The 14,192-nt window shown below is 47.0% G+C and carries 12 protein-coding genes; 10 read left to right on the top strand and 2 right to left on the bottom strand.

Annotated features, from left to right (window positions below):
- The first annotated feature begins 60 nt into the window (after nucleotides 1–60).
- The 5 genes from H6F73_RS10785 (at nucleotide 61) to H6F73_RS10765 (ending at nucleotide 4,100) form a co-directional block, all read left to right on the top strand.
- Nucleotides 61–990 carry an adenylate/guanylate cyclase domain-containing protein gene (locus tag H6F73_RS10785; RefSeq protein WP_242072414.1) on the top strand — a complete coding sequence of 310 codons (930 nt, stop codon included), beginning with the start codon at nucleotides 61–63 and terminating at the stop codon, nucleotides 988–990.
- 250 nt (nucleotides 991–1,240) lie between these two features.
- The gene (locus H6F73_RS10780) at nucleotides 1,241–1,426 is read left to right on the top strand and encodes a hypothetical protein (protein ID WP_190758770.1); all 186 of its coding nucleotides are present in this window, start codon (nucleotides 1,241–1,243) and stop codon (nucleotides 1,424–1,426) included.
- Nucleotides 1,427–1,605: 179 nt separating this feature from the next.
- Nucleotides 1,606–2,118, top strand: a complete 513-nt coding sequence (locus H6F73_RS10775; RefSeq protein WP_190667608.1) for an inorganic diphosphatase — start codon at nucleotides 1,606–1,608, stop codon at nucleotides 2,116–2,118.
- 675 nt (nucleotides 2,119–2,793) lie between these two features.
- A complete protein-coding gene (gene panD, locus H6F73_RS10770; protein WP_190667606.1) occupies nucleotides 2,794–3,177 on the top strand; it encodes an aspartate 1-decarboxylase in 384 nt (127 codons plus the stop codon).
- Between the two features lie 71 nt (nucleotides 3,178–3,248).
- Entirely contained in the window at nucleotides 3,249–4,100 is an 852-nt protein-coding gene (locus tag H6F73_RS10765) for an MBL fold metallo-hydrolase (protein ID WP_190759606.1), read from the top strand.
- Nucleotides 4,101–4,177: 77 nt separating this feature from the next.
- On the opposite strand, the gene H6F73_RS10760 is transcribed toward H6F73_RS10765, so the two are convergent.
- Nucleotides 4,178–5,164 carry a GntR family transcriptional regulator gene (locus tag H6F73_RS10760; protein WP_190758769.1) on the bottom strand — a complete coding sequence of 329 codons (987 nt, stop codon included), beginning with the start codon at nucleotides 5,162–5,164 and terminating at the stop codon, nucleotides 4,178–4,180.
- Nucleotides 5,165–5,354: 190 nt separating this feature from the next.
- Here H6F73_RS10760 and H6F73_RS10755 point away from each other — a divergent pair, with 190 nt between their 5' ends.
- The 3 genes from H6F73_RS10755 (at nucleotide 5,355) to H6F73_RS10745 (ending at nucleotide 9,689) form a co-directional block, all read left to right on the top strand.
- Nucleotides 5,355–6,104: a dienelactone hydrolase family protein gene (locus tag H6F73_RS10755; protein WP_147682446.1), complete on the top strand. Its 750-nt coding sequence runs from the start codon at nucleotides 5,355–5,357 to the stop codon at nucleotides 6,102–6,104.
- A 434-nt stretch (nucleotides 6,105–6,538) separates the two neighbouring features.
- Entirely contained in the window at nucleotides 6,539–8,488 is a 1,950-nt protein-coding gene (locus H6F73_RS26965) for a M10 family metallopeptidase (protein WP_190758768.1), read from the top strand.
- A 265-nt stretch (nucleotides 8,489–8,753) separates the two neighbouring features.
- Entirely contained in the window at nucleotides 8,754–9,689 is a 936-nt protein-coding gene (locus tag H6F73_RS10745; RefSeq protein WP_190758767.1) for a S1 RNA-binding domain-containing protein, read from the top strand.
- Nucleotides 9,690–9,895: 206 nt separating this feature from the next.
- Here the strand turns inward: H6F73_RS10745 and H6F73_RS27260 are convergent, their stop codons facing one another.
- Nucleotides 9,896–11,293 carry a serine/threonine-protein kinase gene (locus tag H6F73_RS27260; protein WP_347239546.1) on the bottom strand — a complete coding sequence of 466 codons (1,398 nt, stop codon included), beginning with the start codon at nucleotides 11,291–11,293 and terminating at the stop codon, nucleotides 9,896–9,898.
- A 211-nt stretch (nucleotides 11,294–11,504) separates the two neighbouring features.
- Here H6F73_RS27260 and ispG point away from each other — a divergent pair, with 211 nt between their 5' ends.
- Both ispG and ctpC read left to right on the top strand, forming a co-directional pair.
- The gene (ispG, locus tag H6F73_RS10735) at nucleotides 11,505–12,731 is read left to right on the top strand and encodes a (E)-4-hydroxy-3-methylbut-2-enyl-diphosphate synthase (protein WP_190758765.1); all 1,227 of its coding nucleotides are present in this window, start codon (nucleotides 11,505–11,507) and stop codon (nucleotides 12,729–12,731) included.
- A 122-nt stretch (nucleotides 12,732–12,853) separates the two neighbouring features.
- A complete protein-coding gene (gene ctpC, locus H6F73_RS10730) occupies nucleotides 12,854–14,188 on the top strand; it encodes a carboxyl-terminal processing protease CtpC (RefSeq protein ID WP_190758764.1) in 1,335 nt (444 codons plus the stop codon).
- The last annotated feature ends 4 nt before the right edge of the window (nucleotides 14,189–14,192 follow it).

Here is a 14,192-nt window from a genome sequence, read left to right as displayed (position 1 = left end):
AATTTTGGCTCCAGAATTGTGACTTCTCAGTTTTAAGTAGGTTTACGTTTTTTATGGAATATGGAATTAGGTAGTCCGTCTGCCAACTACTCTGACAAAACTGCTTCTCCCCAAGCGAATTTTGATTCAACCTTGGCAGGCGAAAATTCTATGCCGTTTGCACAGGTAACGCCGTCAGAGACCCTTGGCGAACACAAAGATGTTTCAATTTTATTCTCTGATATTAGCGGCTACTCCAACCTGGCCGGCAGCATAGAGTATGAAGAGATGAGCAGCTTGCTCAACAAATATTTTGAAGCAATGGGGGATGCAGTTTTTAAGTACAAACAAACCCTTAAGCAACAAATCAATTCAGCCTGCATTGGCAATCGCATTCTCGTTGTCTTTGGATCTCCCCAACCCTTAGATGATCATGCTTGGTGTGCCGTACAAACTGCCCTAGACATGAATCAGTATTTGGCCGAATTTAATGCCGGTCGCGAAGCAGCCAACAAGCCTATTGTCAAAATTGGCATCGGCATTAATACTGACAAGGTCTTCAGCAACAACCTTGTGGCCAACCGAGGCATGGATTTTATGGCCATTGGTGCCGGCGTTCATCTCGGCTATCGCTTGGAAGGCGTTTGCAAGCAATATGGCTGCAATATTGTCATCAGTGAAAACACGTATCAACGCTGTACGGAACGCGTTTGGGTTCGAGAACTTGACTCAATTCGCGTCCAAGGAAACAATCGTGCCGTTGCTGTTTATGAACTACTAGGGCTGCGCTCTCAATCTATCTCTGAACAGAAGCAGAAGGTACTAGATCACTACTATAAAGGGCGCGAGTATTATCTAAAGCGTAAGTTTGCCATTGCGATGGGCGAATTTGCAACCGTTATGGAAATTGACAGCAGCGACAAAGCGGCAGCTATCCAGTTAAAGCGTTGCCAGCACTGGATCAAATCACCGCCTCCAGAGGACTGGGACGGGGCTTGGACGCTCAGTTAAACCCTAAAGACGCAAACCAGCGTCTAAAGCGGGTTTTACGGTCTGTTAGCCACTCCCAGAACGCCGCAGCGCCGGCACTGAGAACCCGCTCACTTTCAACCAGCCATCCCATCACACCTGTGAAGATTTCCTTGAGATTGTTTACTAGAAGACAGTCCTTCTGCGGTAAATCGTTAGAATAAAGATTAGAGGGTGCATCAATATCCTCTACGTGAATTTGCTGTAACTGGTTGATAACATTCTTTTGATCATGGACTCAGGTAGTGACCCTGCTAATAGTGCTGACCCGCCTCCTCATAAGCTGGCAGACTTCGTGGGAACCTTAATTGCTGTGTTAACCCTGACTTTACCCCTATTTATCATCGCCCATTATTCTTCGAGCAAAGCCGAAGTGCTGCAACCGGCCCCCTATGTGCTGCGAGTGTTACAAGATTGAGCCTCATCATGCCATCTATCTTGTTCAGCGATATATTTATAGCCGGTTAAGGAGTTTGCACACACCGTCTTCCCCTAAAATGCTATTCGGGGGACGGCTGAACGCTCTCGGTGCGACAAAGCGCCTGAGAATGAGCTTGGAACGGCACCCCTTAGCCGCTATTAGCTTGGAGAATCATTGTGGATTTATCGCGCATTCCTGCTCAACCAAAACCGGGTCTGATCAACGTTCTGGTTGAGATTCCCGCCGGCAGCAAAAACAAGTATGAGTTTGACAAAGACTTACAAGCCTTTGCCCTAGACCGGGTACTTTATTCTTCCGTTCAGTATCCCTACGACTACGGTTTTGTGCCCAACACCCTAGCCGATGACGGCGATCCCCTCGATGGCATGGTATTAATCGATCAGCCAACCTTTCCAGGATGTGTCATTGCAGCGCGGCCCATTGGAATGCTGCTGATGATCGACGGGGGAGATCACGATGAAAAAATTCTTTGCGTTCCCGACAAAGATCCGCGCTACTCTCACATTAAAAGCCTTCAAGATGTGGCACCCCACCGCCTGGATGAAATTGCTGAATTTTTCAAAACCTACAAAAATTTAGAAAAGAAGGTAACAGAAATTCAGGGTTGGCAGGATGTCGATCAAGTCATGCCTCTTGTAGAGAAATGCATCAAAGCCGCCAGTAAATGAAGTTGAAGCGGGGTGAGGCAACCCTCGCCCCTGCAATTTAGCGCACTGGGCCAGACCAGTGCGACCCTCGCAAAACATTCGGCTGTGGAAAGGCGACTCGGACACTCGCCCTCGGCTAAACTCATAGCAAAGATGGGCAACAACATTGACTAATGCTGCTTAATGTGAAGGATCTTTTCAATCCCATTTCTTTCCCTTTGCTGTAGATTTGCATTTTATTCAAAGTTTCACAAGCTTTAGAGGTAGTAAACTTGTCAATTAGAAACCTTGAAGATATAATCTTAAATATCACTAGCTTTCCAAAAATTTTTCCCTAAAAAAATAGAATGGCTACGAGAATGTGGCTAGTATGTTGTAAATTTTGATAGAACCCATAAAGACTTCTAACAATCTTTGGGAAAAACCAATCGAATCTGCCAGTTTTAAAGACGTTGCCTAAAACGTCTTTAGGGGGTGCGAGAACAAAACCTGGATATCGAGCGTGCTTTTGAAAACACAAGAGCCGGCAAACCCCACTTTCTAAACCGGCAGTTAGGGCAGATTCTGGCAAAATCTAGCACTAGCCGCTGTAGATGGGTTATCTTAGAAAGGAAAGTTTGTGCTTGACAATAATTTTATTTTATGCACGAACGGTAGGGTTGGTTTTTAGCCGAAGGTGACTACTTCGAGATCATCATGCAGCGAACGCTCCTTTTGGCCAAAATTCATCATTGCACACTCACCTCTGCCAATTTAGACTACATCGGCAGTATCAGTATCGATCAAACTTTATTAGATGCCGCCGGCATTTTACCCTACGAGCAGGTGCAAGTGGTTAACGTGGCCAACGGGGAGCGGCTAATTACTTATGCAATTGCGGCACCGGCTGATTCAGGGGCAATTGAACTTAATGGGGCGGCGGCGCGTTTGGGGATGAAAGGCGATCGCCTGATTATTATGACCTACGCGCAATTCACCCCAGAACAACTCAAAGACCATTCGCCCACAGTGGTGCTAGTGGACGAGCGTAACCGATCTGTGAAAATTAGCCGTTACAATGAACTTCAAATCCAAGGCTAACCTAATCTTAAAGATGCCTGAAGATGCCCGATTTTCATCTGTATCCGCAGCCTTTTGATGGGAAAGCCAGTATGCAAACCAGCCCTTACTCTGATTTTGTTGTCCAGTTCTGGGGCGTGCGCGGCAGTATTGCCACACCCGGTAAAGAAACGGTTCGTTATGGTGGCAATACCTCCTGTGTGGAAATGCAGGTGGGGGGTAAACGTCTAATCTTTGATGGCGGCACCGGCTTGCGAGTCTTGGGAAAAACCTTGCTGCCGCAGATGCCGGTTGAGGCTTATATATTTTTTAGCCACTCTCACTGGGATCACATCCAAGGATTTCCCTTTTTTATCCCCGCTTTTGTTCCAGGCAATTGCTTCCACATTTACGGCGCAGTCGCCCCCAACGGCGCAACTTTAAAACAGCGTCTATCTGACCAAATGCTCCATCCCAACTTTCCCATACCACTTCAGGGGATGCGATCAGAGATGAAGTTTTATAACCTTCATCCTGGGGATGTCGTCAACTTAGACGATATCACAATTGAGACAGTTCACCTCAACCACCCCAGCACTGCGATTGGGTATCGTGTGACTTGGCAGGGACACAGCGCCGTTTATTGCACCGATACAGAACACTTTCCAGATCGCTTAGATGAAAACGTTCTGCATTTAGCCCGTGAAGCCGATTATTTTATTTACGATGCCACCTATACAGACGAAGAGTATCATCACCCGAAAACACCGAAAGTCGGCTGGGGGCACTCAACATGGCAAGTGGGGGTAGAATTAGCGAAAGCTGCCGGCGTTAAAAACTTAGTGATCTTTCATCACGATCCGGCTCATGATGATGATTTCTTAGATAATATCGAAGCGGATGTTAAAGAGGCTTTCCCCAAAGGATTTCTTGCCCGTGAAGGGATGATTCTTCAGGTTATTTAAAAAGTTCCTAGAACGGTTGCCCTTTGTCCTTCACCTAGCAAAGGATAAAAGGCAACCGCACCTAGGACAAAATACACTCAACTTAAACCTAGTTCGCGTTTGAGCAAGCTAATTGATTCTGCCCCGATGTAATTCTCACAGGGAACAACTTGAGGCGGGCGAATTAGATCGTCTCTAGCCGCCGTAATTGCAGTTTTCACCGCACCGGCACTCGCCTGATCGCAAATAATCGTCCGTGCGGTGCGAACTAAAGCATTTAATTTGTAGGCGTCGCCGGTTTGAGCCGTCATCACCAGCAGATCGTCTCCTCGCAAGCTGTGAATAATCACCTCAGCCGCTCGCAAAATGCCGGAACTAAGACTAACAATTCCAAAGCAAGTATCTTTAGGAAGAGTTCTTACCAAGTGAATTTCTTTGGCGTAGTTGTAGATATCAATCGGGATAACCCGAACCGATTTAGGCGCTGCCTTAGCTTCTGCTTCGCCAATAAAATAACGGCTCGTGACCACTGTACCTGAGTGAGCTTGATCCAACGCATCGCTGAGCTGTTCCATTGGCACCAATTGCACAGGTATGCGAAGCGCCTGCTCCAATTCCTGGGTCATCAATTCTCCCACACCAATATCCTGACCGGGTGCCGTTACCAGCACTCGCGCACTACAGCGCAGTCGCCAGTCAATTTCCGCAAGAAATAGCTCTCTAGCTTGATTAAGCGAACAACCCTGGTTAAGCAGCTCGTCAAGACCTTTTTGCACAACCTTGTAAGCTTGGGGATGCTGTTCCAAGATGGGAGATCGCAGACGCGCACCGCTGATTTCGTTACCTTGAGCGCGGACATAAATGCCAGAACCGGCTTGAGCGTCAACCAGGCCGATATCTTCTAATTGCCGATATACTTTGCTGATGGTGTTGCGGTGCAGGCCGGTCTGCATGGCCAGCGCTCGCGTACTTGGCAGCCGGTGTCCAGGCGGAAACTGCCTAGAGGCAATCGCAAACCGGATCTGGTTAAATAGCTGAGTTGATGCGGGAATATCACTGTCTGGTTGAATGTGAAATTGAACCATCGCGGAACCTCCGAGGCGCTTAAGGGCAAAAAATTAAGGAAAGAAAACCGCACGTTTCTTTAGATTTTGTAACAAACAAAAACTGTCTAAATGTCTGAGTGGCGATGTTTTTTACTATAAACTTTGCCGGTGGACACTAAATGTGACAACCTGGATTGTTGACAGTTCCACAACATCAAAGATAATCACGATGGCAAACTTTGAGATTTCTTGCGAACACGTTAAAGTTCCTAATGGAGATTTACAAATTTCCTCATATATAGCCTACCCTGTCGGCGAAGGGACTTTCCCAGCCATTGTCATTTTGCAAGAAATATTTGGGGTGAATGCCCATATTCGAGACGTCACAGAACGCATTGCATCTGAAGGCTATGTGGCCATTGCACCGGCACTTTACCAGCGTCTTGCTCCAGATTTTGAAATCGGTTACACTGCCGAAGACGTAGAACTGGGCCGGCGCTATAAAGAACAAACCAAGGCATCAGAGCTTCTGGGTGATATCCAAGCTGCGATCGCCTACCTCAAAAGCCAATCTTCCGTGAAAGGCGATGCAATTGGCTGCATTGGCTTCTGCTTTGGTGGTCACGTTGCCTACCTCGCCGCCACTTTGCCAGAGATTAAGGCGACTGCTTCATTTTACGGTGCCGGCATCACGACTTGGACTCCGGGCAGCGGTCAACCTACCCTAGCACGAACTTCTGAGATTGCCGGCACCCTTTACGCCTTCTTTGGCAATCAGGATGCCAGTATTCCCGCCTCCGCAGTTGAGCAGATTGAGGCAGAACTCCAGAAACATCGCATCTCTCATCGCGTCTTTGTTTACGACGGCGCTGAACACGGTTTTTTTTGTGATCGCCGCGCTAGCTACAACCCCACTGCCGCTGCTGATGCCTGGATTCAGGTGAAGCAGTTATTTAGCCAAGTTCTCCAAGCGGTTTAAATCTGGCTGGCAAGCCTGCCGATGGCAGAACCCCACCCTAACTCACTCGATTTGATTTTGCTAGATTGATGCGATGAGTTTTTGGCCAGTCATTGTTTTTGTCCTTCTCTTTTTTAGGCCGGTTTTGATGCAAATGCTCGACATAACTGAGCATTTGGCTAAAATCTTGCCATTTTTATCTGATTTGCCCTTTCCCCTTTCTTTCTCCTGCCGGCTTTAATGTTAATGACGGGTAATCATTAGGATTTGATGTCACCCGGTTTCCGCTATTTGCTGTAACTGATGATACAAATTGCTAGAATCTACCCGTATCAGTACCTCCCCATAGCCGGTTAAGCTCAGGAGGCTTTCTGTTCCGAAAGATCGCTCATTTCTAACACGATGCCTCCCGCTACTGTTGAGTAAAAGGGAGGGTGCACCCTAGGAGATAATTCATGCCCACAGCTGTTCTGCAACCCGTTGAACCACGGATCACAATCAATATTTTTAATGCGGACTTCTACCGTGCTAGCTATTCTGACATCGCCGGCTTTAGCGATGAAGCAGCAAGAGAACATTTTGAACAGCACGGTTTGGAAGAAGGACGTAGGTTTTCCCCGTTCTTTGATGTCGAATTCTACCGCAGAACCAACCCAGATTTAGCAAGTCTGAACAACCGGGCATTGGTGGTTCATTTTCAAGATATTGGAATTACAGAAGGACGCGATCCGTCCCCATTTTTTAGTTATGAACACTATCGGTTTGCTAACCCTGATCTTGTTGAGGCACAGCTAGACGATCAAGCATTGTTTGAACATTATATAGAAAATGGGGTTAGGGAAGGACGCGTCGCTTCAACATTGTTTGATCCGAATTCCTACCGGCAGAATAACTCGGATCTCGTAGCAGCCGGTTTAAACAATCGGGAACTGCTGTTCCACTATGCCAACTACGGGATAAACGAGGGACGCCGAGCCTCGCTGGTATTTGACCCTCAGTATTATTTAAATACAAACCAAGACCTGGCAACCCAAAATTTTAACTTCCGGCAGGCATTTGAACACTATGTAGAATACGGGCAAAATGAAAATCGGCAGCCCTCAATTTTTTTTGATGCCGAGGCAATCGGGGCATTAATTTTGCCGGATGAAATTTGGGACGTACCAAAGGGTGGCACCCTCACTTACAGTTTTGTGACAACTTCGAGCGCTTTTCAATATCCAGGCGAAGAAGGGGCTGTAGGAGAAGTCAATGATGCCATTAAAAATAATGTCCGCAAAATCATGCAAGAGTATGATAAAGTTCTTCCCTTCAATCTTGTTGAGGTGCCAGACCGGCCACCCAATGAGGGTCAGATCCGGATCATGTTTTCTGATGGGAATGGAACACCTAACTTCTATGCCTATGGCTATGGCCCAGGTGAAGGAATTGGAGGAGATTTGCATTTAAGCCGTGATTTTGAAGGCACACCTGAGGCATTTTCTGCCGGCCCTGGATCATTTGGTTACGAAACATTAGTGCATGAACTTGGTCATGCTTTCGGCTTAAAACATCCCAATAATTACGAGGAGTCTGCCCTTAACGCTCCAGAAGAGGGTGAAGAGGATGGGGAGGATGAGGAGGATGAGGGTCCCTATCTTTCTTTTCCCAAAGATAACAACACCAACACGGTGATGAGTTATAACTTTGCCGGCGCTGGAGCGAGTACGCCGATGGCTTATGATAGCCGTGCTTTGCAGTTTATTTATGGGGTGAGCGATTACAACTCTGATAATACAACGTATCAGTTTGATAGCAGTACATTTCTTGGGGTTAAACAAAGTATTTGGGATGCCGGCGGCAACGATACGTTTAATTTTTCTGCGCTGCCGACAACGGAAAGCTATTTCATTGACATCAATCCGGGAGGGCACAATACGACAACCAGTGCCTTAAACGGCGCAACTTATGTTGCTTCTAGCGATCCTTCTAGGGCGAATTACCCGACTGATATTTTTGCCACCACGATTGCCTATGCCGCCATCATTGAAAATGTGTTGGGTTCCCCAGGCAATGACTTTATTTATGGCAACGAGGTGGGGAACACAATATCCGGAAATGAAGGCGCTGATCGGCTCACAGGTGCCAGTGGGGCTGATATCCTGACGGGGGGTGCCGGCACGGATACTTTTGTGTTCGCTAGGGGTGACGGCGGTTTGACTGCCGGTGCGGCTGACACGATCACAGATTTCAAAGATGGGGAAGATTTATTGGGTTTAAGTTCGGGGCTGGCTTTTAACAACATTCTGATTGAAGGAGCCGGTGCTGATACATTTATCCGAGTGGCTCAAGATGGCGAATTTTTGGCAAAGCTGACAGGAATTTCGTTTGAGACAATAACCAGTGCTGATTTCACATTGGTTTAGCCGGCCAAAATTAATAATTAAACATTCAGGCGTTTAATTGTTAATTTATGTGCCGGTGTTGCCTCTGTTAGCCCAAGCATTCCCTGTGGCGTGAGTTTTACCTAGATCGCTGCCTATTTTGAATCAGTGGAGAATTGGCTATAGTGAGTAAGCCAAGGTTTGCTCCTAACGTCAGCCGCCGACTTTCCCTTCCCAAAGGCAACACAGCCGGCACAGTTGGGGTAAGCAACCTCACTTAATCTCTGTTTCCTTGCTTTGAACTGTCATGAATCCAGAATCGCTCCGTTCTCAAGCGGCAAACGCGTCCTTCTCGATGGACGATTTTGCCAAAGCCCTCGAACAACACGACTACGAGTTTCCAAAGGGAAAGGTGGTACGCGGCAAGGCGTTTGAATACGATCCGGAGGGCGCGTATGTTGATATCGGTGGCAAATCACCGGCATTTCTCCCCATCACAGAGGCTTCCTTGAGACGGGTTACGAATTTGTCTGAAGTGCTGCCGTTGCAGGAAGAACGGGACTTCCTGATCATCCGAGAGCAAAATTCTGATGGCCAAGTAACACTTTCTCTGCGGCAGCTTGAACTGAAACAAGTCTGGCAAGAGATTCTCCAGGTGCAGGAAAGTGGCCAATCCGTCCAGGCGCGTGTCACCGGCACCAATAAGGGAGGCGTCACGGTAGATGTGCGAGGGTTGCGGGGGTTTATTCCGCGATCGCATTTAGTGGCGCGAGACAATTTAGACGAATTGATTGGGCAACGCCTGACTGCCAACTTTTTAGAAATCAATGAAGACACGAATAAATTGGTGCTCTCTCAGCGCTTAGTGGCTCAAGCAAATCGCGTTAGTCAGTTGTCAGTTGGTGAGCTGGTTGAAGGTGAAATTGTCAGCATTAAACCGTTTGGAGTGTTTGTTAGTTTAGATGGCGTCACTGCCTTGCTGCACATCAAGCAGGTGAGCCAAACCTACATTTCCTCTCTTCCAGATGTGTTTAAGCTGGGTCAGCCGATCAAAGCTGTGATCATTGAGCTGGATGAATGGAAAGGCCGGATTTCCCTCTCTACCCGTGTTTTGGAAAATTACCCCGGAGAGATGCTGGAGAAGATGTCCGAAGTGATGGCAGATGCTGAGCAGCGGGCGAAGAAAGTGGGCAAGAAAGACACTGAGCCGGCAAAGCCGGTGGCCAAGGCCCAAGAAAGTTAATATGCAATTAAACTGCATATTAGTCTTGTAAAATCACACAAAGGCAAAAGGCAAACAAATCGTTTGACCTTTGCCTTTTGAGTGTGGTATTCATTCTTTTAATTTTCTATTAATACAGAGTGATTGCCGGTATTCATCACCCAAGTAAAAGTTTTTAGAAGCAGTTGAAATATCAGCCTTGATGTTGGGCGTTGTCAAATTAAATTCTAGTAATTTATATTACAAGTTTCGACGCGAAAGAACAAACATACCCACACTAAAACCCAACCCCAAACCATCCGTTCATTTCCCCAAAGATCGCACACTGGCAAGTGTCCCACCGGCGCATCTTGAGTAAAACTTAAGTCATTGTTACCCAGCCAATTTTCATTAACATACCATCCAACTTGATTACCGAAACGCCGGCAAGTTGCAGCATCAGCATTAACCTCTCCTCCAGCACTATGCCAGATGTTATGTTGTACGCTAAAACCAAAGCGTCCTTGGCTATATTTCACCCAAAGCTGGTTAATCGTGCGAAGGTCAACACAAGGAAATTTTTCTATATCTTCAAACCTTAGTGAACCTTCCTGCTCTCTATCTGCAACCTTCAACATCACAGACTTCGTTTCAATATCAGCTTCTTTCCAATTTCTAGTTGCTAGTAAATACTGCAATTGAGTGTAGTTAACTCCCCGCTCAGATCGCAACTCTTCGTTTACAAAAAATTCAGTGCTGGGTAAGTCATCGCTGAGCTTTTCGGAGTTTATATAAAAAGCACTATTTATAGCAGCAGTTCGTAAGTTTATAGAATTAAGGTTTTCAAGAACCTCCGCCGCTGATTGATAGCGATCACGAAAGTCATAGCTCACCATTCTATCTAAAACCTTAGCAAACTCTGGATGAACTTCTACTCGATCACGCCAGATAATTTCACTGGTTCTGGAATCTTCTGGTAAATCCCTAGGACTTAACCCAGTCAGGGCAGATAGCCCCATCATTCCCACCGCATAAATATCACTACTAAAGCGTGGTTTTCCTGCTATCTGTTCGCTAGGCATATAGCCGAGTGAACCAACGGCAATTGTTAAGCTTGTTTGGCTGTGAGACGTAATCAATTGATTGCCAATTTGTTTGACTGCTCCAAAATCAATCAAAACTATTTTTCCATCTTGCTTGCGGCGGATCAAATTAGAAGGCTTAATATCTCGATGGATGACATCTTGCTGATGAACAAAAACTAAAACTTCTAGAATTTCTCGCAGCAACCCAAGAACTTGGCCTTCGCTTATTTTCTGGCCAATTGGAAGTTCTTGACGCAGCTCATGCCCTTCTATGAATTCTTGAACTAAATAAAATTCTTGCTCTTGTTCAAAATGAGCAAAAAGGCGAGGAATTTGATTGTGACTTCCCAATAAATATAAAACTTCGGCTTCCCGGTTAAACAGACGCCTTGCCGCCTGCAAAGCCAATGGATCGTCTACAGCTTTCGGTTTGAGGTGCTTGACGACGCACAACGGCTTGCCTGGTAGATGTCTATCTTCAGCTACGAAGGTCGTTCCGAAACCTCCTCCTCCTAAGTAATTAATAATTTCGTAACGTCCGCCTAATGTATTTCCTAGCATTAAATTCACGCAGCGTAGTCGATTCCGCTTGTCGAATCGCGTGTGGATCTCAATTTTGGCACAAAATTCTCAGCCGGCTAGGCTCTTGAGAACAACAATAGCTAGAGTAAAATTGCTTACTTCCTGCCTTCACCCAACTTTGTCAACCAAACCGGCACCTTCTGTGGCAACCTGATAAACAGAGAGGATCGCAGCAATTAACGATAGCTTTATGCAAACTCTGCCCACTTTAACAACTTCTAACGCCTCTACCAGTCAATTCTCTACCGATACCACCATCCACCGGCGCAAAACACGCCCTGTTAAGGTGGGCAATGTTACCATCGGCGGCAGCAACCCCGTGGTGGTGCAGTCGATGATTAATGAAGACACCCTTGATATCGACGGATCGGTTGCCGGCATTCGTCGCCTGCATGAAATTGGCTGTGAGATCGTCCGTGTTACCGTGCCCAGTATGGCACACGCCAAAGCCTTGGCGGAAATTAAGCAAAAACTGATTGCTACTTACCAGCAAGTCCCCCTAGTTGCCGACGTGCATCACAACGGCATGAAGATCGCCTTGGAAGTGGCGAAGCACGTTGATAAGGTGCGGATCAATCCGGGACTCTATGTGTTTGAAAAGCCCAAAGCGGATAAAACTGAATATACTCAAGCCGAATTTGAGGAAATTGGGGAAAAAATACGCGAAACCTTAGAACCTTTGGTGGTTTCCTTGCGCGATCAAGGCAAGGCAATGCGAATTGGCGTGAATCATGGTTCCTTAGCCGAACGGATGCTGTTTACCTACGGCGACACCCCAGAAGGCATGGTGGAATCGGCTTTAGAATTCATCCGCATCTGTGAGTCGTTAGATTTCCGCAATATCGTGATTTCCATGAAAGCATCGCGGGTGCCGGTGATGTTAGCTGCCTACCGGCTAATGGCACAGCGCATGGATGGATTGGGAATGGATTACCCCCTGCATTTGGGCGTTACAGAAGCCGGGGATGGGGAATACGGGCGGATTAAGTCAACTGCCGGTATTGCTACCCTGTTAGCCGATGGCATTGGGGATACGATTCGCGTCTCCCTCACGGAAGCCCCTGAAAAAGAAATTCCTGTTTGCTACAGCATTCTGCAAGCGCTGGGTTTGCGGAAAACAATGGTGGAGTATGTTGCCTGTCCTTCTTGTGGTCGCACTTTGTTTAACTTAGAAGAAGTGCTGCATAAAGTGCGAGAAGCAACCAAACACCTCACCGGCCTAGATATCGCAGTCATGGGCTGTATTGTCAATGGCCCTGGAGAAATGGCGGACGCTGACTATGGCTATGTCGGAAAACAAGCCGGCTACATTTCTTTATATCGCGGGCGGGAAGAAATCAAAAAAGTCCCAGAAGATCAGGGAGTTGAGGAGTTAATTAATTTAATCAAAGCAGATGATCGGTGGGTTGATCCCTAAAAATTTATCCAAAATGACTTAACTGGCGAGGGTTGACAGAAGTGTTGAACACGTCGTCCCATCGCCTGTGTTAGAGTGAGCGAAATGCCATTGCAATGTTTCCTTTCCGGCTCAGCAATCCTATGGAACTAACAAGACGTGGACTCGTTGTAGGCGCGACTGTCGTTATGGTTAGCGCGGTCGCAATTACAGGAGCTAGTATTCACCTCAAAGGTCAGGCTTTCTTTCAGGATAGCCCCAAAGAACTGGTTGATGAAGTTTGGCAGATAATTGATCGCAACTATGTGGATGCGACCTTCAACCAAGTAGATTGGCAGGCCATTCGTAGTGAGTATCTGGGCCGGCCCTATAACAGCAAAGAGGATGCTTACAAAGCAGTCCGAGAAATGCTGGAGAAGCTCAACGATCCCTACACCCGGTTCATGGACCCCCAAGAGTTCCGGAATATGCAGATTGATACGCAAGGGGAACTCACCGGCGTAGGGCTTCAGTTAGCTCAAGATGAGGAAACGAAAAAGCTGGTCGTGATTTCGCCGATAGAAGAAACACCGGCATTCCGTGCAGGGATTTTGGCTAAAGATTTTATCGTCAAAATTGATGGCGCAAGTACCGAAGGCATGGATGTGAATCAGGCAGTGAACCTGATCCGGGGGCAGGCCGGCACAGAAGTAACCCTAACGGTTTTACGCGGTAAGGAACAGTTAGATTTTCGGCTGAAACGTGAGCGAATTGAGATTCATCCAGTCCGCCACTCTTTACGCAAAACTCCGACGGGAGACATTGGCTATATTCGCCTGAACCAATTTAGTTCTAATGCTGCCAAGGAAATGCGCGATGCGATCCAAGATTTAGAAAAGCAAAATGTGACCGGCTATGTTTTGGATCTGCGTTCTAACCCCGGTGGATTGCTGAACGGTAGCATTGATATTGCCCGGATGTGGCTGCAAGAGGGCACCATTGTTTCAACCGTCAACCGACGCGGCGAAATGGATCGTCAAAGTGCCAATCAGCGGGCTTTAACGGATAAACCTTTGGTGGTGCTGGTGGATGGGGGTTCTGCAAGTGCTAGCGAGATTCTCTCTGGGGCATTGCAAGATAACAAACGGGCGGTTTTAATCGGGACTAAAACCTTCGGCAAAGGTTTGGTGCAATCTGTGCGCGGATTGGGCGATGGTTCGGGGTTAGCTGTGACGATTGCTAAGTATCTCACTCCCAGTGGGAGAGATATTAATAAGCATGGAATCGATCCAGATGTCGTGCTGGAACTGTCGGAAGAGCAGAAGCTCGTGTTGCGTAAAGATATCACGAAAATCGGCTCTTTAGAAGATGCTCAATATGCGAAAGCGCTAGAAGTGTTAAAGCAAGAAATTGCGGAAAAACAAGGAGGAAACCGCGCAGAAACAGCAGTGCCGGCGAAAGCGGTTAAGCCGGCTAAAACACCTGCTAAAGCTAAATAGTAAA

This window comes from Microcoleus sp. FACHB-68 (genome assembly GCF_014695715.1).
Classification (GTDB): domain Bacteria; phylum Cyanobacteriota; class Cyanobacteriia; order Cyanobacteriales; family Oscillatoriaceae; genus FACHB-68.
The sequence above is the reverse complement of the archived record's forward strand: the minus strand, read 5'-3'. Positions and strand labels throughout refer to the sequence as shown.

Excerpts from the sequence above, each read along its gene's own strand:
- H6F73_RS26965 (WP_190758768.1), top strand. The coding sequence starts at position 6,539 with ATGCCCACAGCTGTTCTGCAACCCGTTGAACCACGGATCACAATCAAT.
- H6F73_RS10780 (WP_190758770.1), top strand. The coding sequence starts at position 1,241 with ATGGACTCAGGTAGTGACCCTGCTAATAGTGCTGACCCGCCTCCTCAT.
- ctpC (WP_190758764.1), top strand. The coding sequence starts at position 12,854 with ATGGAACTAACAAGACGTGGACTCGTTGTAGGCGCGACTGTCGTTATG.
- H6F73_RS10760 (WP_190758769.1), bottom strand. The coding sequence starts at position 5,164 with ATGGTTCAATTTCACATTCAACCAGACAGTGATATTCCCGCATCAACT.
- H6F73_RS27260 (WP_347239546.1), bottom strand. The coding sequence starts at position 11,293 with ATGCTAGGAAATACATTAGGCGGACGTTACGAAATTATTAATTACTTA.
- ispG (WP_190758765.1), top strand. The coding sequence starts at position 11,505 with ATGCAAACTCTGCCCACTTTAACAACTTCTAACGCCTCTACCAGTCAA.
- H6F73_RS10745 (WP_190758767.1), top strand. The coding sequence starts at position 8,754 with ATGAATCCAGAATCGCTCCGTTCTCAAGCGGCAAACGCGTCCTTCTCG.
- panD (WP_190667606.1), top strand. The coding sequence starts at position 2,794 with ATGCAGCGAACGCTCCTTTTGGCCAAAATTCATCATTGCACACTCACC.
- H6F73_RS10755 (WP_147682446.1), top strand. The coding sequence starts at position 5,355 with ATGGCAAACTTTGAGATTTCTTGCGAACACGTTAAAGTTCCTAATGGA.
- H6F73_RS10765 (WP_190759606.1), top strand. The coding sequence starts at position 3,249 with ATGCAAACCAGCCCTTACTCTGATTTTGTTGTCCAGTTCTGGGGCGTG.
- H6F73_RS10785 (WP_242072414.1), top strand. The coding sequence starts at position 61 with ATGGAATTAGGTAGTCCGTCTGCCAACTACTCTGACAAAACTGCTTCT.